The organism is Methyloterricola oryzae, from assembly GCF_000934725.1.
In the GTDB taxonomy this organism is placed as follows: domain Bacteria; phylum Pseudomonadota; class Gammaproteobacteria; order Methylococcales; family Methylococcaceae; genus Methyloterricola; species Methyloterricola oryzae.
Genome location: NZ_JYNS01000001.1, coordinates 240559 through 258887 on the forward strand (window position 1 = coordinate 240559; position 18329 = coordinate 258887).

The window sequence follows — 18329 nt, forward strand, 5'->3', positions numbered from 1 at the left end:
CATCAGGTGAAACGACGGCACAATTGCGCCATTTGCCGCACAATGAACCCCAAATTGATGCGATTGTTGCCCGAATATCAGGCAATTCCTGGCATACGCGCCTTTCAGGGAGCCTGACGGGCCCGCGCTGCTCCCCGCCCAAAAACCATGCTTTCCGTCAGCGAAATCCTTTACACATCCGGCCTCAGGGCCTCGGTCACCTGAGCCTCTGGGCACGAAAATTCCACCCGATAGCGGTGCAGCCCTCAACTTGGCACGAACTCTGCCAATAATATTTCAGACGTGGCAAAAAAGTGTCGTCCGCCCATCTGCGGGACTGGTAGTCAGCGGCAGGGCACAACGGTTCACCGCCACGCCTCCGACATTGGCGAACGCGTCGATAGCCCGTGCCCTGGAAAGTCCCCACGAAAGGTTCGGAGCAAGGAAAATAGCTTCATTAAGACGTCAGGATGCCCGAACTTCGCGTGGACCGTTTAGCTTCGTTTTTGACCGCCCGTCAAGGGTTGCAGCCTATTGGAGGCTGGTCCTGAGCCGGGTCTTTTGGAGACTTCCGTGGACGCTTTACTGATAGTTTTATTCGGGCTCCTGCATGTTGCAGACGGCGTGATCACCTACCTCGGCTTGACGTTTTTCGATGTGGCGGAAGCCAACCCGGTCCTCAACTACTGCGCCGACGTAATCGGCCTGGGCTGCGCCATCCCCCTGCTCAAGGCCGGTGGCATGGCCTTCATTATCTTCATGTTTTTCGACCGTCGCCGGTCCAAGAGCCGCTGGATCACCGCCACCCTGGCCTCAAGCGTCATCTTCTATTCCTATGTGGTGACGCAGAACGTGCTGCTGGTGGTCGCCTGAGCGCCAGAAACAGAATTGAAACACTGAAACAGCCGTGAAACGCCGGCCCGCGCATCGGGCCGGTTCGTATTTGCTCACCGTCCTTTGCCGCGAAAGCCTTCCCCTGTCCCCAGCAGCGCGGCGATGATGTTCTTCTGAATCTCCGAACTCCCGGAAAACAGCCTCCCGGCCATGGCATCCAGCACCAGTTCCTGCATGCCCGATCCGCTCTGCTCCAGGCCTTTCGCGCCGAGGATCTGCACCGCGTCCAGGCTTGATTGCAGGAAAGCCTCCGAGGCGAAGAGCTTGGTCTGGGCCGAAACCAGGCTGATGCGCTGGCCCGCTTCGCACAGCCGGACGCACTCCCGCAGCCACAGATCGATGGTGTCCAGGCGCAACTTCATGTCGGCAATGCGGTGGCTGATGGCCTGATGATGACCCAGGTGCACGCCCCGGGAACGCCGCTCGCGGCTGTGGGTGACCACCTGCTCCAACTGCCACTCCATCACGCCGGCGATGCCGGCAAACACGAAGCTGCGCTCCAGTTCCAGGGCGCGCTGGATCATGGACCCGCCCGCGCCGGCCTTGCCCAGCAGGCGGTCGAAGCCCACCAGGCAGCCGTCCAGCAGGACCGAACCGGTGGCGCTGCCGCGGCAGGCACGCACCGCGCCGTCCTGTGTCATGCGGCAGCCGGCATCCCGCGCCGATACCAGGAAAGCGCTGATGCCCTCCTGCAGCCTGGCGTAGACCACCAGCCAGTCGGCCAGCGGCACATTGGTGATGTAGCGCTTCTCGCCGCTCAGGCGAAAGCCATCCGCCACCGGCTCGGCGCGGGTGGCCATCGCCCGCACGTCGGAACCGCCGCTGGGCTCGGTGATGGCATGACCCGCCAGCCATTCGCCGCTGATCAGCCGGGGCAGCAGCTCCTGTTTCTGGTCCTCGCTACCATGCTGCAGGAGAGGAAACACCGCCCCCCACAGATGCGCATTCACCGCCAGCACCAGGCCGGGATCGCGGCAGGCCCTGCCCAGCAGCCGGTGCGCCTTGTAGAGCTCGCCGAAGCCGTCGCCGAGACCGCCGAAGGCCATGGGCACGGCATGCCCGAGAATGCCCTGCTCCGCCACCTTGCGAAAACGCTGGCGCAGCCGGCTTTCCCCGTCCGGAGCGGCTTGCGGTAATACGTCCTCGCTGCTCATGATCCGGCCGCCAGGGTCTTGAGGCGCGCGTAATCCAGCTTGCCGGTGGACAACCGGGGCAACTCGTCCAGTTGCAGCCAGCGCACCGGCTGCATGTAGGCAGGCAATTGGTGTTTCAACATGGTTCTCACCTCAACCAGCACCGCTGGTGATTCCAGGCACAGTGCCAGCACCGGGCGCTGTCCGGCCGCAGGATCGTCGATGCCCACCGCGGCGCAGGCGCGGACGCCCGCAACCCGCAAGGCCGCCTGTTCGATCTCGGCGGGCTCGACGCGATAACCCGAGCACTTGAGCATGCGGCCCATCCGGCCGTGAAACCGGTACGCGCCGTCCGGCCCCAGGCTCACCCGGTCCCCGGTGGCATACCAGCCCTCCGCATCGCACAGGGCTTGCACACGTCCCCCGGACAGATACCCGCTCGCCAGTGTCGGGCCGCGCACCCACAATTCCCCGTCCACCAGTCTCAGCTCGTCCCCCGCCGCCTGGAAGCCGATGGGAATGGCTTGGTCCGGCCGCAGCCGCGAACGCTCCACCTGCCAATGGCAGCACACGTTGGTTTCCGTAGGTCCGTAGAAATTATACAGCCGTACCTCGGGCAGAGCCTCGGCCAGCGCCATCAGTGCCGGCGCAGGAAACACCTCGCCGGCGAACACCAGGAAGCGCAAGGCATCCAAAGGAGTGTCTGGCAGATTGCCCTTGTAGGCCAGGAAAGACAACAGGGAGGGCACGGTGTACCAACCGCTGATGGCCTGCTCGCGCAGCCAGGCGCTGAGCCGGGCCGGCGCCAGGGTCAGCCCGGAGGGAAGGAAATGCAGGCTCGCGCCGCGGCCCAGCACGGCGTAGAGATCGAAGGTGGACAGATCGAAAAAAAACGGCGCGCTGCTGACGATGCGATCCTCCGGGCGCAACGCCAGCAGGTCCGACGCCCACGCGGCAAACGCCTGCACCGCGCCGTGGCTGAGCACGACACCCTTCGGGGTTCCGCTGGAACCTGAGGTATAGAGAATTGCGGCGGGTTCGGAGGCTTCCACCGGCTTCCGTTCGAAACCGGTGAGACTAGGCAGGCGGGCGGTATTCAGGTCCAGCCAGCGTGCGTTCTCCAGCCAGTCCGGAGCATCCCCGGCGCCGATCACCGGGGCCGCCGCGGCGTCTTCGAGCATGCGGCGCAGGCGGGCCGGCGGGCTGCGGATGTCCAGCGGTACATAACAGCAGCCGGCCAGCAAGCTGCCGAACACGGCGATGACCGCATCGATGCCGCGGTCCAGGCAGACGGCAACCCGTTGGCCGGGCTCCGCTCCCCGGCTTCGCAGCGCCTGCGCCAGCGCAACTGCTGCCGCCAGCAACTGACCGTAGCTTAGCGCCCTTCCCGGCTCCGTAACCGCCAGGACTTCCGGGGCCGTCGCGCAGCGTCCAAGGAAGGCATCAAGCAACATGCCCGGGCGCAGCCCCCCCCAGCAGTTCAGCATCCATGTGTGCCAGCAGGCATTCCAGCCAGGCCTCGTCCACCGCCGGCTTCAAATAGTTGAAGGACAGGGTGATCTGGCCGTTGGCCTGCCCGACCAGCAGGGCAAGCCCGGGTGGCAGGGTCATCCAGCACAGATGGAACACGCCCAGAACCCGCGCGCCCAGGAACTCGCCATGGCCGAAGCGTTGCTCCCCCACATCGGAAAACCACAGGCTGCTGAGTTCCCCGCCGCTGTGCTGCTTGCGCAGCAGCCGGGCGTAGCGCTCGGGCGAGAGCCACTGGCCCATCCACATGGAGGGCAGATAGGCATAGTCCAATTCCTCGGCGATGGTGCGCCGGTAATCAGCCAGCAGATGCCCCATGAGCGTGGCGCGGTCCGCCGCCTGCGCCCGGGTGGCGCGCGCGAACAGACAGCTGACATGGTTGGCGAAGACCGGCGTCGGCGCGTTCTGCCGGCGCAGGTTGAAGGCATAGGGCACGCAGTAGCCGGCCTTGGCCGCGGGCGGACCCGCCAGTTCCATGGCGCGCATGAAACTACCGATGGTGTACAGCGTCTTGCCCGCCAGGCCCATGGTCTGCTGCGCCAGGGCGTTGATCTGCCGTGATTCTTCCGCGCTGTAGCGCCGCAGCCGCAGGTGCAGGGTTTGTGGACCGGCTTCCGAACGGGTCGGCAGGCAACTGTCCAGGCGATTGCACCGATCGTTGTGGCGCTTGGCCTTGAGGAATAAGGCCGCCTTCTTCCAGAAGCTCCACTTCGCCAGGCGTTCGCCGATGAGTGACGGCCCATCGCGGTAGCGATCCGGATCCTGGCTGCACAGGAACTCCAACAGGAGCTTGCCGCCGGTAGCGTCCAGCAAGGGGTGCAGCCACTGCAGCATGAGCAGGCCACCGCTGTCGCCGGCTATCCAGTGCAGGCTCAAGGGCGGCGCCTGGTTGAGGGGCGCCGGCCGATTGAGGAGCTCCACGGCGACGGCGCGGCAGGCCTCGAGATCGGCGCCGGGGTGCACCATCAGCGCGATGCGCTCACCCGAGGGCACCCAGGCATGGCGCTTTCCCCTCCGCTCCAGGCGCGCTGTGGCCTGAGGAAAGCGCTCGGCCAAAAGGTCCAGTCGCGCCTGCAGACGGGCCAGGTCCGGCGTGCCCTCCAGTTCCAGCACGAAGCCGCAGTAGCCCCCCGGCATTCCGGCGGCGCGGATCTCCTGATCGAGGACAAAGGTGAAATAATCGGCCGGATTGAACCAGCGCGGCGTTTCGCTCATGCCGAAGCCGTGCGGGTGATCCACTGCTCCAGCGCGCTGAGGCTGCGCACGTTCTCGGGCTCGATCTCGTTGTCGGGCAGGGTGACGCCGAACTCCTTCTCGGCGAACATCACCAGGCGCATGATGCCCATGCTGTCCAGCCCCGCTTCCAGCAGATCGTCCGCGTCGCCGAAGGCTTCCGGCGCCTCGTGATAGATCAGCTCGCTGAAAATGAATGCCCTCAGTTTTTCCTTCATGGATTCCATGTACTACCAGTGGCTGGCATGCCGGCCTGCCAACAGACGGTTCTGCAAATGATTGACACCGCTCCACAAATCGCCGGCAAGGAGCTGGGCGATCTCGTCCCGTAATTGCGGGTGCTGGTCGGCCTCGAAGAAGAGGTTATGCACCATGTCGGACTGGTAAAAGCGCTCCACGAACACGCGCATGGTGTTGAAGCCCAGCAGATATTCATCGTCATCGCCCGCGTGCAGTTGCGGGTCGGCCTCAGTGCCCGAAACCAGGCCCTGGTGCACTCGGTCCGCCACCCGCGCCGCGCCGGTGAAGGCCAGGAACACGCCCGAGGAAAACACCGGGTCCAGGAATCCGGCGGCATCCCCGCAGCAGGCGTAGCGCAGGCCATAGCGGGTCTGGTTGGTGTAGCTGAAATCCGCCTCGGTGCGAATCGGGGCATCCTGCTCCGAGCCCTCCAGCAGTTGACGCAGGACGGGCGACTGGCCCAGATAGCGGCGGAACAGGTCCTCCACGCTGCCGGCGGGGCGCGCTTTCTGAACCACCAGGCCGACGCTGAGGCGACGGCCGCTCAAGGGGATGATCCAGATCCAGCCGATATCCACCACAGGGATATAGATCGTCCCGGTGCGGAACAGTTCATCGGCCGTGTCGTTCCGGGGAATGTCACGGTAATGGCTGAAGACAGCGAACTGCCCCAGGTTGGAGATGCGCGCGATGCCGCCCTGCGCCCGGCCCATGAAGGCGCTGCGGCCGCTGGCGTCCACCAGATAGCGGCTGCGGTGGCTGCCCGCTTGGGTGCTCACGGTCACGCCCTCCTCCGCGCAGTCGGCCTTGAGCACCTTCTCGTTTTCGCGGGTCTCGACACCCTGGGCCGCCGCATTGCGGAACAGCAACTCGTCGAAAGGTCCGCGCTCGATCTGGTAGGTGCGGCGCTGACGGCTCAGGGGAAAGAAAATCTGGCGCCCCACGGCTTCGTCCATGAACAGGGCGCCGCTCTTGAACTGGTTGCCGGCGCTCCAGTCGATGCCGAGGCGCTCCACCACCGGCTCGCTCAAAGGCAGCATGGACTCGCCGATGTGAAAACGCGGATGGCTGTCGCGCTCCAGCAGCAGCACGCGGTGACCATGCTGGGCCAGCAAGGTGGCCGCGGTGGAGCCCGCGGGCCCACCGCCCACCACGGTCACGTCATAATCGAAGCGCGTTGCCGGCACCTTCAGACTCCAGGGACCGACAGGCCATCAACGGTCCGGATGACCGTCCTCCGTCGTGTCGTAGACGATGCGGTACACCTTGTAGTTGGTGCCGCCCACGCCCATGCCGGTATAGGTGATGCGCCCCTGGCCCTTGTACATCTCCTCCAGGCGCGCCACGTCCTTGCCGAAGTAGAAGGGAATCCACATCTTGCCGGTGCTGTAGGTCATTTCGTCGGAAGGCGGGCCGATGATTTCGTGCACCATGCCCTTGGTCATGCCCAGTTTGAGCTTCGACCAGGGACTGCTGGCGGGTATGCTGCCGACGATGCGCGACTCCTCATCGCTGGCCTGGCTGGCCGAGGGGCCTTCCTTTTTGGAGCTGGCGCAGCCGCTGACACCGAGTACAACAGCAAGCAGCACGAGTCCGGGCGTAGGGTTCTTCATTCATGATCTCCTTCTAGGCATTCCACTGATGGCCAGGCACAGGCTGCGTGGCCGCCGGAATTTGGAATTATAACGCGGCTGCGCGCAGAGTAAGGCGTTGTGATAGGCGGCGAAGCATCCGGCCGAACCCTTGCGTGTCCTTTGCGGTTGTCACCGCTACGCCTGCGTGAAAGAGATTTGGAAGACCTAAGCGGCAGCAGACGTCGCAAGCAACAGATCCCCTACCCAGCCGTTGCCCGACAGCGCCACCGGGCCGGCTTCGCCCAATGCCGCCGATTGCAACAGAGGCAAGGCCCAGGCCGCCGGGGCCGTTTCCAGCAGATTTGAGAACTCCGCGCGATTACCGCTCGCACCGATCGGACAGGGCTTTCCCAAGTGCGCCAGAGCCTCAGGCACATCCCCTGCCGCCAAAACCATAGCGCTGGCCACGGCCACACGGCCCAGAGGCGGCGCCAGGTAGCCGGGCCAGCGCTCATCGTAACAGACCACGAGCAGCTCACCGCCGTTGCAGCTCAGCTGGCACCAGGCTTCCAGCAATCCAAGAGCAAACGTGTCATGCCCGGCAGCCAATGCAGTTGCCGGTTCCGGGCACCCGTGAACGATGGTCCAGTAACCCGCGGCGGTGTTGTGCACCGAATTGTGGAATGCCGTGGGCGAGACGAGACCTTCCGGCTTGGCCAGTTCGATGCACAATTGGTCGGTGACCTGCATCTCGCCGCCCACGCTGGCGAACACCGAGGGCAGTGCGGCGGGTGAGCGTGCGGCTTCCCTGCAGGCGCGGGCGGCGGCGCTGAAGGCCAACTGGGTCGCCTCGCTGGCGCGCCGGCGCAGACCGGCGGGCATGGCATCGCGGTCGATGCCACCCACGTCGAAGGGCAGTGCGTCCGACTCCAAACCGATACCGCAGACCGCATATCCCAACAGGCTCATGCGCTCCATCATGCCCCTCCCGACCGCAACAGCACGCTGGCATTGTTGCCGCCGAAGCCGAAGGCATTGCTCAGCACATGGCGGGGACGCGCGCCCGCTTGCGGGTCGCCCAGCACCGGCAAGGCGCTGTCCACGCCCAGTTCCCGGAATCCGCAGGTACCGGGCAACAGGCCGCGCTCCAGGGCCAGCAGGCTGACGACGGCCTCCACCGCCCCGGCGGCGCCCAGGGTGTGGCCCAGCAGACCTTTCACGCCGCTGCAGGGGGGCGGCTTCGGGAACATCTGCGTCACCGCGCGCGCCTCGGATTGGTCATTGAGCGGCGTCGCGGTGGCGTGCAGGTTGATGTAGTCCACCGACTCCGGCGACACGCCCGCCCTCTCCAAGGCCATGGCCATGGCGCGGGCCGCTCCGGCCCCATCCGGATGCGGCGCGCTCATGTGGTGGGCGTCGGAGGATTCGCCCACCGCAAGCAAGAATGGCGCGCCGGCATTGGCCGCAGCCCGCCGTTCCAACAGCAGCATCCCCGCGCCCTCGCCGATATTGATGCCCCGCCGTGAACTGTCCATGGGCCTGCAGGGCTGCGGGTCGATCAGCTCCAGGCTGTGAAAGCCGCGCAAGGTCAGGCGGCACAGGGTGTCGACGCCTGCCACCAGCACCGCATCGCACACCCCGGCCGAGATCAGACGCTGCCCCGCCGCCAAAGCCTTGGCGCTGGATGAGCAGGCAGTGGAAATGGCATAGCTGGGACCGGCGAGCCCCAGTTCCAGGGCCAGGAACTCGGCGGTGGCCTGGGCGGCGTGACGGCGCATGAAATGAAAGTCCGAAGGCATGGTGCCGGTTTCCAGGAACCGAGTGTAGACGGCCTCGGAGTCGTAGATGCCGGACGTGCTGGTGCCCAGCACCAGGCCCACGCGCTCGCGCTGGTAGCGATCCATAGCCTCCTCCACCCGGGCGCGGAAGCCGTCCTGGTTGAGAGCTTTCAGGGCCAGGCGCGCATTGCGGCAGCCATAGGCCGCCAAGCGTTCAGAAACTTCGGGCAACGGCGTCTTGACCGCGCCGACGACGGTCTCGAAGGGCAGTTCGAACAGTTTCAGGGACGACAGGCGGCAGCGGTTATCGACCAGCGCCTGCCACAAGGCTTCCACGCCGTCCCCCGCGGCGCTGATGCAGGTGTAGGCGGTGATGGCGACCGGTTCGATCATGACGTGGCCCTGGAAACCCGGCTGCGGTCAGCGCTCACCAGCAGTGGGCAGAGCAGGAACCCCAGGGTGACGCCCAGGGTGACGGACACCGACAGGATGGGCAGGGTCGGCGTGCGCGCCAGGGCCATGGCGCCGAAGGAGGCCAGGGTGGTCAGCGTGGACGAGGCGATGGCGTGGTAGGTGATATCGGTGTCGTGCACCCGGTTGTCCATGAAGAAGATGCCATAGTCCACGCAAAGGGACACCGACAGCAGCAGGCCGATCACGTGCAGGAAGCTGACTTCCTCCCCCACCAGCGCCCAGGCGGCCATGATGAACAGCACCGAGGCAAGAGTGGGCAGCAGGGTCAGGGCCACGCGCCGCAGGCTGCGCTGCTGCAGCCAGATCAGCCCCGCCATGACCAGGATGCCCCAGCCCAGCATTTCCAGGGAACGGTCCCGGTGCTGCTGGGCCACCCGGTTCATGACATCGCGCTGGCTGAAGTAGCGCACCCCGTCCAGGCCGTGCAGGGCGGCCTCGACCTTGGCCGGATCGTGGTGGCCGAGCCAGATGGCCAGGGCAACCCGCCCGTTCTGCCGGATCACCTGGCCGGAGAGTATCGCTTTCACCGCCTCGCCCGCCAGTGCCGCTTCCGGCGTGAGCATGGCCCCTGCGGGAAGATCCGGCAGCGCGCCCAGCTTTTCCACGGAGAGTCCGGCGGTGGCCAAGGCTTCGCGCCAAGCCTCCCGATACTGCGGCGTCAGGGCGGCGCGATAGACCTCCCCATTGACCTGCTGCAGGGACGCGGACACCAGCCAGGGAAAAATGCCGCGATACTCGGCCAGTCCACCCTCGGATTTGAGAATCCTCAGGCGGCGCTCCGCCGCTTCGCTGCGCTGCAGGGCCGATTCCAGGTCCGGTGCCTGAATCAGCACGAAGCGGCCCGGCTCGATGCTACCGGTGCCGGCGCGGATCAGTGCGTCCTGCTGCCGCAGCGTGCTCATGTCCACTGACAGCTTCTGCAGATCATCCATCCAGCGCATACGCGGCAGCGCCGCCAGCGCGGCCAAGCTCAGTCCGAGCAGCAGCCAGGCCAGCGGCCGGCGGTAGCGCGCGCACAGCAGCACCCAGGCGTGAATTCCCGGCAGATGCGCGGGATGCAGCCTGGCTTTGCCGAGCAGGGCCGGCAGCACCCAGCGCGTCAGGAAGAGCGACGCGGCGATGCCGCCCGCCGCGAACACGGCAATCTGCTCCAGCCCAGGAAAGCCGGTCAGACCCAGGGCGCCGTAACCGATCACGGTGGTCAATCCGCCCATTACCAGGCTGGTCCACACCAGCTTCGCCGCCTGCAGAGGCGAAACGAAACGGGATTTGGCGCTGTGCACCAGCACATGGATGGGATAATCGGTGCAGATGCCGATGAGACTGGCGCCCAGGGCCAGAGTCAGGCTGTGCACCCGACCGAACACCAGGGCGGTGGTCAGGGCGCCAGCGGCGAAGGAAGCCGCCTGAATCAACAGCATCCAGTGCAAGGCGGCGAAGGAGCGAAACAGCAGCAGGAACACCAGGGTGACACCGATGCTGGAAACCACGGACACCAGGGTGACATCCCGGCCGATGGCCTCGCTGGTGGCGACGGTGAACACCGGGATGCCGGTCATGCTCAGCCGGTACGCCCCGCCCCGTTCCGCGTTGAGCCGGTCGAACTCGCCGCGGATGGCCGCCTGCAACTGCGCCTGGGCCGCCACGTTCAGGGAAGGCGCATGAGACTGCAGCACGAAGCGCCCGGCGCTGCCCTCGCCCTGCATGATCCCCTCCAGGCCGCGAAAGCCCTGCAAGGACAGGAGCAGCGGGTCCTGCTTGAGGATGGGCTTGAGGAAACCGCCCTGGGGCGACAGCAGCGCCTGCTGCAAACCCATGGCTCGTTGCGCCAAGCGGGTAGGATCGAACAGCGTGCTTTCGGAACCCGGGTCCAGGCTGAAGATCAGGGGGCCGAAGGGCGCATAGGCCTGCACGGCGTTCGCCCATTCCCGCGGCGGTTGGTCCATGCGCCAGGCGCGCTCCACCCCATCCAGCCGCTCCAGCTTTTGCATCAGCGCATCGGTCATGGCGCCGGTGCCTTGGGTATCCCCATTGGCCCCCGCCACCAGGCCCAGATAGCGCCGGGACATTTCACCCGATTGCAGCAGGCCCGCCAGCAGGGCGGAATCCTCGCTGTCGGTGGCGGTGAAGAAGGCGTTCAGATCGCTTTCGACCCGCAATTGCCCGTAGGTCAACGCCAGCAGCAGGGGAAAAACCAGGATGAACAGGCGCTTGCGCCAGGCGAAGGACAAGGATCAGTCTCCGGCGGCTTCCTGCAGCAGTCTCTGGACCGAAAACTCCAGGGCCTGGCCCTCGCCGGTTTTTTCGAGACGGTATTCGGTTGTTTCCCCATCGGCCTGGCGTATCGACACCTGCCGCCCCAGCGGGTCGGCGCCGCCTGCAATCTCGACGGACTCCAGGGCAGAACCAGCTGTTTTCGTCTTGGCGGACAGCCGCAGCCGCCATGATTCGCCGCGGGATTCGGCGGTAAGGTCGTAGCGCGCCCGCAGGTCCTCGGGCCGGCCCTGCAGGATGGCGCGGAACACGCGGATCTGCTCCGCGGCATCGCCCGCGTAGCTGAGCGCGGCGGAACGGCGCTGGCCCTGCCCCGGATCGTAGTAATACATGCTCGGGCCGCTGATGGCCATGATCACGCGCTGGGGTGACAACTGCAGTTTCACCAGGCTGCCATCGGAGCCGGAAAGCAGATACCCCTGCCCATGCCAGGGCTTCGCCATCAGTTCCAGGCTGCGGGTCTCCTCGTAGCGGAACTCCGCCGGTCCGGCCTGATGCAGGCGCTGCTGCAACAGGCCCCAGTCGGCTTCCGCGGCCATCGCGTATCCGGGCGCCAAGGCCGCCAGGCAGAACAGCATGCGCCGTTTCATCGCTCGACGTCGCGGAATACCCGAGGCGCCTGGGCCGCGATCGCCCGGAAGGTGGCCAGCGGCCCGGGAATCTCCAGATCGGGAAAGCGGAAAGGGCGGTAGAGAAATTCGCCGGCCGCGAGGACACCCATCTGCAGGTAGACCACCACGCCGGTATAGAAGGTCCATACCTCCTCGCTGCCCATCAGGGCAAGAACTGCGCAAGCGATGGCGTTGACGGCGAAGAACCCGGCCCACACCCAGGTCAGTTGCACCAGGTATTCCGCAATGCCAGGCTGGAACTCGGGGAACTGCAGGCGCACCAGGCGCTCACACAAGGACGGGGGCGAGTTCAGGGTGTAGCCAAAAAGTCCGGCGAGAAAGGCGTAAACCACGGCGGGGATCAGGCGCGCGGCGGCGTCACCCGCGATCAGGGCGCCCAGCGTCAGCAGCAAGGCTCCCGCGGCGTAGCCTAGACGGAAGGCATTCTGGCTGGCCTTGAAGCCGCGCCACGCACAGAGTCCCGCAAACAGCAGCAGCACGCCTGCGCTCCAGCCCTGGCGCACCCAGTAGGCGCTGAGAAACGGGTAAGCCAGGACGAATAGGACGACGGCGACAGCCCTGATCCGCTTCAACACGTTCAGCGGGTGCGGTTGCTGGCCACGAATTCGGCCAAGGCATTGAGCGAGGCAAATATCTGGGGATTGCGTTCGTCACCCGAGGTGATCTTCACGCCGTAGCGGCGGTCCAGCATGACGCCGATCTCCAGCGCGTCGATGGAGTCAAGGCCCAAGCCGGAACCGAACAGCGCGCCATCGGGCGCGATATCCTCCGGCGCCACGTCCTCCAGCCGCAATCCCTCGATCAGCATGGTCTTCAGTTCTTCAATCAAGTTCTCTGGCATCAGGCCATCTCTTCAGATCAATCCCCTGCTCCTGCCCCGGGAGCCATGGGGCAGGGTCGACATACAAATCGGTCAGCGCTTGGCAAGGCATGTGAACACGCTTGCGCTCGCCCTATTTTACACGATTCACCCACCGCGCCAGGGCCGCACATCCAGGCCCGCCGGCACGGCGTGTGTTGTATATTGAGGCCAACGACCACGCTTCAGCGAGACAAACATGCACGACGAAGACCTGCCCCTGCGCGAACGGCTCAACCGGGAAACCGGCCGGCTCGCCTGGCCTGAAATCCAGCGGCATTTTGCCCGCGGCGCGGTGGTGCGGGTGGCTGCTGAACTGGACCTTGTCGAGGTGGCTGCCTGCTTCGCGGCGGACGACCGCGAGCGCGTCATGCCCTGGTTTGCATCGGGTCAGGTGGCGCGCGCCAGCGTCGAGGACGCCGAGGGCTGGAACCGCCGACAGGCGGTGTTCTGGGGTGTGGTGGTCGCGCCCTGGCTGCTGGTGCAGGAAATCGAGCCGGGCACAGAAACCTAGACCGGGCGCGCTTAACCCGTGCTGACGGGCGTGTCTTCGCGGCCGCCCCACTCGGTCCAGGAGCCGTCGTAAACCGCCACGTCCTCCTTGCCAAGCAAATGGAGGCCCAGGGCCAGGATCGCGGCCGTGACCCCGGTGCCGCACGTGGTGTAGGCAGGTCGCGCCAGATCAAGGCCCGCCGCCTGAAAACGCATTTGCAACTCTTCGGCAGGCTTGAGGCAAAAACTGGCGTCATCGACCAGATCCCGGTAAGGCAGGTTGAGGCTGCCCGGAATGTGCCCCGAACGCAGCCCCGCGCGGGGTTCCGGTTCAGTGCCGGCGAAACGCCCGGCGGAGCGGGCGTCGACGATCTGGGCCGCCGGCTCGACCATGGCCTGCCTGATCCTGGCCAGGTCCGCGACCAACTGCGGCCGAAAAGCAGCCGAAAATTCCCGGATCTCGGGAACCACCGGTTTGGTGTCCACGGGCCGCCCCTCCGCGCGCCACCGGCGGAATCCGCCGTCCAGGACCGAGACGCGATCGTGCCCGAATATCCGGAACATCCACCAGGCGCGGGCGGAGGCCATGAAATTATTGCTGTCGTACGCCACGACGTGGGTATGGTTGCCGATGCCCATGCCGCCAGCCGCCTGGGCGAACTGTTCCGGCGACGGCAGCATGTGCGGCAGGAGCGAAGCGCGGTCGGCTACCGCATCGATGTCGAGGAAGCGGCTGCCGGGAATATGTTCCCGCGCAAATTCCTCCGCTGCATTGCGGCCCTGGTTCGGGAGAAAGAAACTCGCGTCCAGGACAATAAGGTCGCGCCTGGCAAGGTTCTCTTGCAGCCACTCGCAACTCACCAGCGGCGTGGTCGATAATTCGTGCATCATCGGATTCCTTCACTAAAATGAATATCAACGAAGAGGGCAGGCCAGAGCCAAAGCCCCGCCAACGCCAGAGGCAAACCCATCCATGAGCCAATTTCCCGAGCCGCGCGAGGACAACGGCTTTCTCGCCGAGCATGTGGCCATCCTACGCAACAGTTTGCGCCACTGGACCGGGCGAGAACTCGTACCGCCGCGCATGACGGACCTGGAGGCGGCTCGATATATCTTCGAAGCCCCCTTCGTCGTTGCCTCGCACGACACCGGCAAGGATCCCGTGTTCAACTACGTCAATCAGACCGGGCTGGCCCTGTTCGCCATGAGTTGGGACGAATTCACCAGCCTGCCCTCGCGCATGTCTGCCGAAACGGCTCTGCGGGAAGCCCGCGCCGCGGTGATGGCCGAAGTGACCCGGCAGGGATTCGTGGAAAATTATCGCGGCATCCGCATCGGCCGAAGAGGCCGCCGTTTTTTGATCGAGGATGCCGTCATCTGGAACCTGCTGACGCCCGAGGGCTATCCCTACGGACAGGCCGTCATGTTCCCGCACTGGAAGTTCATGTAGCCGCAGGCGTCAGTTCCAGTTGAGTAAATTCGCCGGTGGATTCCAGAAGCCTGCGGATGCAATAGGCACTGCGACGGCCGCCGCTTTCCAACTCCAGCACGCTGCCATTGCGCAGCTTGCTGGGCGGGATGATCAGGCTGATGTCCGCTGCATCCCGGCTGGCAGGCGCCAGCAATCCATTCACCGGCGCCGACAGGGCACCGCTGAACACGCGCACCGGGCGCACGTCGTTGGCCACCAGTTCGAATGCATATAAACGGCCACCGCCCTGGGCGCGGGAAGCGCCGACCACGCCCACCTGCAGCAGGGTATTATCCGTGTTCAGCGCCGCCAGGTGACCCGAGCGCAGCGCCGTCGCCGTCTCCAGCAGATAAAGTCCGGGAATTTCCGCGCGCATGACGGCACATGGGTATTCTCCCTCCGCGCGACCGAAGATAGCGCCAGTCGCAACCGGAGCGGACACCTTCCGGCTTGCGTCGGCAGCGAACTCCCCGCTGGATTTCGACTGCGCAACCGGTCCGGCCCCGCCGTAATCGCTCAGCGGCAACAACTCCAGGTCCCCCGCTCCAGCCCAGCCTCCCCCGGCGCTCTTGAGGCGCGCGGCTTTGGCCGCAACGCGCGAAATCGCCTCCAGCCCCCCCACCACCATGGCCTGGCGGCCTTTCTGTTCCGGCGCGCAGGCGGGCAAACCGCCGAGTCTTACAATCAAGCGGGACGCGAGCGCCTCATCGAGGCGCCCGGCCTTCGGCGTGGACGCCTGCATCAGTTGCGCCAGCTTTCGGCGGAATACGCCGGTGAACAAATAGCGACGCTCCGGGGCCACGCTGTTGCCAGAGACAACAGGCCCCGGCAAGGCTCCCGAATTGAGGTCCACGGCGAAGTCTGCGCCACCGCCATCGAGGACCGGCTCCGAGCTCAAGTTCAGCAGTTCTCCATGCTCGCACAGCAGTTCGTGCAGAAGGCGGGCGTCACCCTGCTCCAGACGTGTCGCACAGGCAAGCCGAAACGCCAAAAGTCGCTTGAACACGGCGCCGATCCCTAACTCCTTGCGCTCCTCCAGTCCGTCCTTCGCGGCCAACTGAAACAGGGCGTGCACACCCGCCCACAGTTTGGAGGGCGCGGACTCGTACATCAGTGCCAATCGGAGCAGGTACTGCTCGTAAGCCAACATAGCGCCATGCAGTAACCCCGCCCGGCTGCCTTCGTCCTCGACCTCTGGCCAGGCCTGAGACAGAATTTCAAAGCCGCGCGCCAGTTCCAGTTGAAATTGCGCACTCAGCTTGGCCGCTTTGCGTACGCGCTCATCCATGGGCAAGGGCTTTCCGTGAACACTATTCAATAGCTGGCCCGATTCCAGCTCCACCATGGGCCGCAGACGCTCAAGAACCTGCAAATGCAGCAAGGGGGACAATCGGCTGGCGTTGAGGGCCTGCAAGCCGGCGAACAGGAACTTGCAGCGTTCCCGGGAATTGTCTATCGGCAGCGCCGCCAACCACGCCGTGGCGGCTTCCGGTGAGGGATCGAAGGGTAAGGCGGGAACTGCGCTGTCTGGCATGTCGGCCCTCATGGCGTCAACGCGGAGTCATACTTAGGCTCTACAATAGCAGGGGCTGGGATGGATGCAGGCACACCCCGAAACAACCGATCAGGAATGCAGAGGACGCGCTCCAGACCGCGCCGTACCCAATCATCCACAAGGCACCCGCGCTGGCGGAGCCACAACCCGGAGTCACAGGTGAACGCCAACGACCTATCGACAGCTATTCATGAATATCTGCTACACACCCGCGAACTGCACCGGTTCTGCGCGCAGAACGGCTGGATCGACAACGATTCCCTGCATTTCCACGTGGAAAGCCGCAGCGCGGACCAAGTCGAAATCACTGTGCGTTTCGACGAAGTCATCATGGAAGGCGCTGGTTGCGTGGCGGACCGCCGCAACCGCTTTGGCAGGCTGCGCCTGCACATTGACGACAACGGCCACATCCAATCCGACTACGCGGTTTGAGCCAGGACCCGAGGGTTTGGCCGCAAAGCCTCAGCCTCAGGTAATGACCGTGGGCTTGGCCATGCCGCTGCGCCGCTTTGCTTCGCTCAAGGTCTCGGCCAGGGCGATCAATTCGCTCAGGGTTTCCTGGGTATCCTGGCCGTGCAGAGCGGGATCGCGCTCGTAGCGTTCCAGATAGATACGCAACGTGGCGCCCTCGGTTCCGGTACCGGATAAACGGAACACCATGCGCGAGCCGTTCTCGAAACCGATGCGCACACCTTGTTTCTCGCTGATGCTGCCGTCCACGGGGTCCTCGTAGCGGAAATCATCGGCATAGCTGACCGTATATTCACCGAATTGCTTACCCGGCAGGCCCGGCAACTGTTCGCGCAGATGGGCCATGATGCCCTCCGCCACGCTGGTCTCCACGCCCTCATAATCGTGTCGAGAGTAGAAGTCCCGACCGAAGCGGCGCCAGTGTTCGCGCACGATGTCCGCCACTGACTGCTTGCGCACCGCAATCAGGTTCAGCCAGCACAGCACGGCCCAGAGGCCGTCCTTCTCGCGCACATGGTCGGAGCCGGTCCCGAAGCTCTCCTCGCCGCACAAGGTAATCTTGCGGTCATCCAGCAGGTTGCCGAAGAACTTCCATCCCGTCGGCGTCTCGTAGCATTCGATGCCCATGGCCCGGGCGACCCGGTCCACAGCCTGGCTGGTTGGCATGGAACGGGCGACCCCCCGCAGGCCATCGTGATATCCGGGCAACAGGTGAATGTTCGCCGCCAAAACCGCCAAGCTGTCGCTCGGCGTAACGAAGAAATGATCGCCCATGATCATGTTGCGGTCGCCGTCCCCGTCGGAGGCCGCGCCCAGTGAGGGCGACTTGGCGCTGTACATCAGTTCCGCCAGTTCGTGGGCGTGCACCAGGTTCGGGTCGGGATGACCGCCGCCAAAGTCCTCCAGTGGTTCGGCATTGATCACCGAACCCGCGGCAGCGCCCAGCTCGTCCTCCAGAATACGCCGCGCATACGGGCCTGTGATGGCGTGCATGGAATCGAAGCAAAGCGTTATGGAACCCGACTTCAGCGATGAGGAAATCAGCTTGAAATCGAACAGATGCTCCATGAGCGCGGCGTAGTCGCTGACCGGATCAATGATGCTCACGGCCATCTCGCCCACCTTGATTTCGCCCAGGCGGTCGAGATCGATGTCTGGTACGTTGGCGATCCGGTACTCGGTGATCTCCCGGCTGCGCGCGTAGACGGCATTGGTGAACGCTTCCGGCGCGGGGCCGCCGTTGGTGACGTTGTACTTGATGCCAAAATCCTCATCCGGCCCGCCGGGATTGTGCGAGGCGGAGAGGATGAATCCGCCGTGAGCCTTGTGCTTGCGGATGACACAGGAGGCCGCCGGGGTGGACAGCAAACCGCCCTGGCCGATCAGCAGCCTTCCGACGCCGTTGGCAGCGGCAATCTTGACTATGATCTGTAGGGCCTCGCGGTTGAAGTAACGGCCATCACCACCTAGCACCAGGGTCTTGCCGGCGGCATCCCCCAGCGCGTCGAACACGGACTGGACGAAATTTTCCAGATAATTGGGCTGACGGAATACCTTGACCTTCTTCCTCAGTCCGGAGGTCCCGGGCTTCTGGTCCGGAAAGGGCGACGTGGTGCGAAATTCTGTTTTCATGGCCCGTATTTTCAAGCGAGTAAGAAATGGTTTAAATAATTATGTGTGCAACACCCTTTGGGATGCTTGAGATTGTATTGTATGTGGGGAGGTAATGTGAATTCGCGC

Annotated in this window: 19 protein-coding genes; 4 read left to right on the plus strand and 15 right to left on the minus strand. The window is 64.9% G+C overall.

Annotated elements, in window-relative coordinates:
• Positions 1-552 precede the first annotated feature (552 nt).
• Positions 553-852 (plus strand): DUF5658 family protein, encoded by a 300-nt coding sequence (locus tag EK23_RS00995; protein ID WP_145998519.1) that lies wholly within the window; start codon positions 553-555, stop codon positions 850-852.
• 74 nt (positions 853-926) lie between these two features.
• Here EK23_RS00995 and EK23_RS01000 read toward each other — a convergent pair whose 3' ends face one another.
• The 12 genes from EK23_RS01000 to EK23_RS01055 form a co-directional block, all read right to left on the minus strand.
• Positions 927-2027 (minus strand): acyl-CoA dehydrogenase family protein, encoded by a 1101-nt coding sequence (locus EK23_RS01000; protein ID WP_045223406.1) that lies wholly within the window; start codon positions 2025-2027, stop codon positions 927-929.
• A complete protein-coding gene (locus EK23_RS01005) occupies positions 2024-3493 on the minus strand; it encodes an AMP-binding protein (RefSeq protein WP_235281869.1) in 1470 nt (489 codons plus the stop codon). The genes EK23_RS01000 and EK23_RS01005 overlap by 4 nt, the downstream gene beginning before the upstream one ends.
• Positions 3450-4751: a hypothetical protein gene (locus tag EK23_RS01010; protein WP_045223407.1), complete on the minus strand. Its 1302-nt coding sequence runs from the start codon at positions 4749-4751 to the stop codon at positions 3450-3452. Before EK23_RS01010 ends, EK23_RS01005 begins: the two co-directional genes overlap by 44 nt.
• Positions 4748-4987 carry a phosphopantetheine-binding protein gene (locus EK23_RS01015; protein WP_045223408.1) on the minus strand — a complete coding sequence of 80 codons (240 nt, stop codon included), beginning with the start codon at positions 4985-4987 and terminating at the stop codon, positions 4748-4750. Before EK23_RS01015 ends, EK23_RS01010 begins: the two co-directional genes overlap by 4 nt.
• Positions 4988-4999: 12 nt before the next feature.
• Entirely contained in the window at positions 5000-6196 is a 1197-nt protein-coding gene (locus tag EK23_RS01020) for an NAD(P)/FAD-dependent oxidoreductase (protein ID WP_045223409.1), read from the minus strand.
• Between the two features lie 27 nt (positions 6197-6223).
• Positions 6224-6622, minus strand: a complete 399-nt coding sequence (locus tag EK23_RS01025) for a hypothetical protein (RefSeq protein ID WP_045223410.1) — start codon at positions 6620-6622, stop codon at positions 6224-6226.
• Between the two features lie 186 nt (positions 6623-6808).
• The gene (locus EK23_RS01030; protein WP_235281870.1) at positions 6809-7564 is read right to left on the minus strand and encodes a beta-ketoacyl synthase chain length factor; all 756 of its coding nucleotides are present in this window, start codon (positions 7562-7564) and stop codon (positions 6809-6811) included.
• A complete protein-coding gene (locus EK23_RS01035) occupies positions 7561-8754 on the minus strand; it encodes a beta-ketoacyl-ACP synthase (protein WP_045223412.1) in 1194 nt (397 codons plus the stop codon). Before EK23_RS01035 ends, EK23_RS01030 begins: the two co-directional genes overlap by 4 nt.
• Positions 8751-11066 carry an MMPL family transporter gene (locus EK23_RS01040; RefSeq protein ID WP_045223413.1) on the minus strand — a complete coding sequence of 772 codons (2316 nt, stop codon included), beginning with the start codon at positions 11064-11066 and terminating at the stop codon, positions 8751-8753. The genes EK23_RS01035 and EK23_RS01040 overlap by 4 nt, the downstream gene beginning before the upstream one ends.
• 3 nt (positions 11067-11069) lie before the next feature.
• Complete coding sequence (locus EK23_RS01045; protein WP_097990814.1) at positions 11070-11687, minus strand: outer membrane lipoprotein carrier protein LolA; 618 nt, start codon at positions 11685-11687, stop codon at positions 11070-11072.
• 8 nt (positions 11688-11695) lie between these two features.
• Entirely contained in the window at positions 11696-12316 is a 621-nt protein-coding gene (locus EK23_RS01050; RefSeq protein WP_045223415.1) for a COG4648 family protein, read from the minus strand.
• A 2-nt stretch (positions 12317-12318) separates the two neighbouring features.
• Positions 12319-12582, minus strand: a complete 264-nt coding sequence (locus tag EK23_RS01055) for a phosphopantetheine-binding protein (protein WP_045223416.1) — start codon at positions 12580-12582, stop codon at positions 12319-12321.
• 217 nt (positions 12583-12799) lie between these two features.
• Here EK23_RS01055 and EK23_RS01060 point away from each other — a divergent pair, with 217 nt between their 5' ends.
• Positions 12800-13114: a DUF2288 domain-containing protein gene (locus EK23_RS01060; RefSeq protein ID WP_045223417.1), complete on the plus strand. Its 315-nt coding sequence runs from the start codon at positions 12800-12802 to the stop codon at positions 13112-13114.
• A gap of 11 nt (positions 13115-13125) precedes the next feature.
• Here the strand turns inward: EK23_RS01060 and sseA are convergent, their stop codons facing one another.
• The gene (sseA, locus tag EK23_RS01065) at positions 13126-13983 is read right to left on the minus strand and encodes a 3-mercaptopyruvate sulfurtransferase (protein WP_235281871.1); all 858 of its coding nucleotides are present in this window, start codon (positions 13981-13983) and stop codon (positions 13126-13128) included.
• An 82-nt stretch (positions 13984-14065) separates the two neighbouring features.
• Between sseA and EK23_RS01070 the strand changes: the two genes are divergently transcribed.
• Entirely contained in the window at positions 14066-14542 is a 477-nt protein-coding gene (locus EK23_RS01070; protein WP_045223419.1) for an MEKHLA domain-containing protein, read from the plus strand.
• On the opposite strand, the gene EK23_RS01075 is transcribed toward EK23_RS01070, so the two are convergent.
• A complete protein-coding gene (locus EK23_RS01075) occupies positions 14535-16097 on the minus strand; it encodes a cyclic-di-GMP receptor FimW-related protein (protein WP_045223420.1) in 1563 nt (520 codons plus the stop codon). The genes EK23_RS01070 and EK23_RS01075 overlap by 8 nt on opposite strands.
• Positions 16098-16277: 180 nt before the next feature.
• Between EK23_RS01075 and EK23_RS01080 the strand changes: the two genes are divergently transcribed.
• Entirely contained in the window at positions 16278-16550 is a 273-nt protein-coding gene (locus EK23_RS01080) for a hypothetical protein (RefSeq protein ID WP_052807793.1), read from the plus strand.
• 36 nt (positions 16551-16586) lie between these two features.
• Here EK23_RS01080 and EK23_RS01085 read toward each other — a convergent pair whose 3' ends face one another.
• Positions 16587-18221 carry an alpha-D-glucose phosphate-specific phosphoglucomutase gene (locus tag EK23_RS01085; RefSeq protein WP_045223421.1) on the minus strand — a complete coding sequence of 545 codons (1635 nt, stop codon included), beginning with the start codon at positions 18219-18221 and terminating at the stop codon, positions 16587-16589.
• Between the last annotated feature and the right edge of the window lie 108 nt (positions 18222-18329).

Excerpts from the sequence above, each read along its gene's own strand:
- EK23_RS01030 (WP_235281870.1), bottom strand. The coding sequence starts at position 7,564 with ATGATGGAGCGCATGAGCCTGTTGGGATATGCGGTCTGCGGTATCGGT.
- EK23_RS01025 (WP_045223410.1), bottom strand. The coding sequence starts at position 6,622 with ATGAAGAACCCTACGCCCGGACTCGTGCTGCTTGCTGTTGTACTCGGT.
- sseA (WP_235281871.1), bottom strand. The coding sequence starts at position 13,983 with ATGATGCACGAATTATCGACCACGCCGCTGGTGAGTTGCGAGTGGCTG.
- EK23_RS01000 (WP_045223406.1), bottom strand. The coding sequence starts at position 2,027 with ATGAGCAGCGAGGACGTATTACCGCAAGCCGCTCCGGACGGGGAAAGC.
- EK23_RS01035 (WP_045223412.1), bottom strand. The coding sequence starts at position 8,754 with ATGATCGAACCGGTCGCCATCACCGCCTACACCTGCATCAGCGCCGCG.
- EK23_RS01015 (WP_045223408.1), bottom strand. The coding sequence starts at position 4,987 with ATGAAGGAAAAACTGAGGGCATTCATTTTCAGCGAGCTGATCTATCAC.
- EK23_RS01075 (WP_045223420.1), bottom strand. The coding sequence starts at position 16,097 with ATGCCAGACAGCGCAGTTCCCGCCTTACCCTTCGATCCCTCACCGGAA.
- EK23_RS01060 (WP_045223417.1), top strand. The coding sequence starts at position 12,800 with ATGCACGACGAAGACCTGCCCCTGCGCGAACGGCTCAACCGGGAAACC.
- EK23_RS01055 (WP_045223416.1), bottom strand. The coding sequence starts at position 12,582 with ATGCCAGAGAACTTGATTGAAGAACTGAAGACCATGCTGATCGAGGGA.
- EK23_RS01005 (WP_235281869.1), bottom strand. The coding sequence starts at position 3,493 with ATGCTGAACTGCTGGGGGGGGCTGCGCCCGGGCATGTTGCTTGATGCC.
- EK23_RS01010 (WP_045223407.1), bottom strand. The coding sequence starts at position 4,751 with ATGAGCGAAACGCCGCGCTGGTTCAATCCGGCCGATTATTTCACCTTT.
- EK23_RS01085 (WP_045223421.1), bottom strand. The coding sequence starts at position 18,221 with ATGAAAACAGAATTTCGCACCACGTCGCCCTTTCCGGACCAGAAGCCC.
- EK23_RS01070 (WP_045223419.1), top strand. The coding sequence starts at position 14,066 with ATGAGCCAATTTCCCGAGCCGCGCGAGGACAACGGCTTTCTCGCCGAG.
- EK23_RS01045 (WP_097990814.1), bottom strand. The coding sequence starts at position 11,687 with ATGCTGTTCTGCCTGGCGGCCTTGGCGCCCGGATACGCGATGGCCGCG.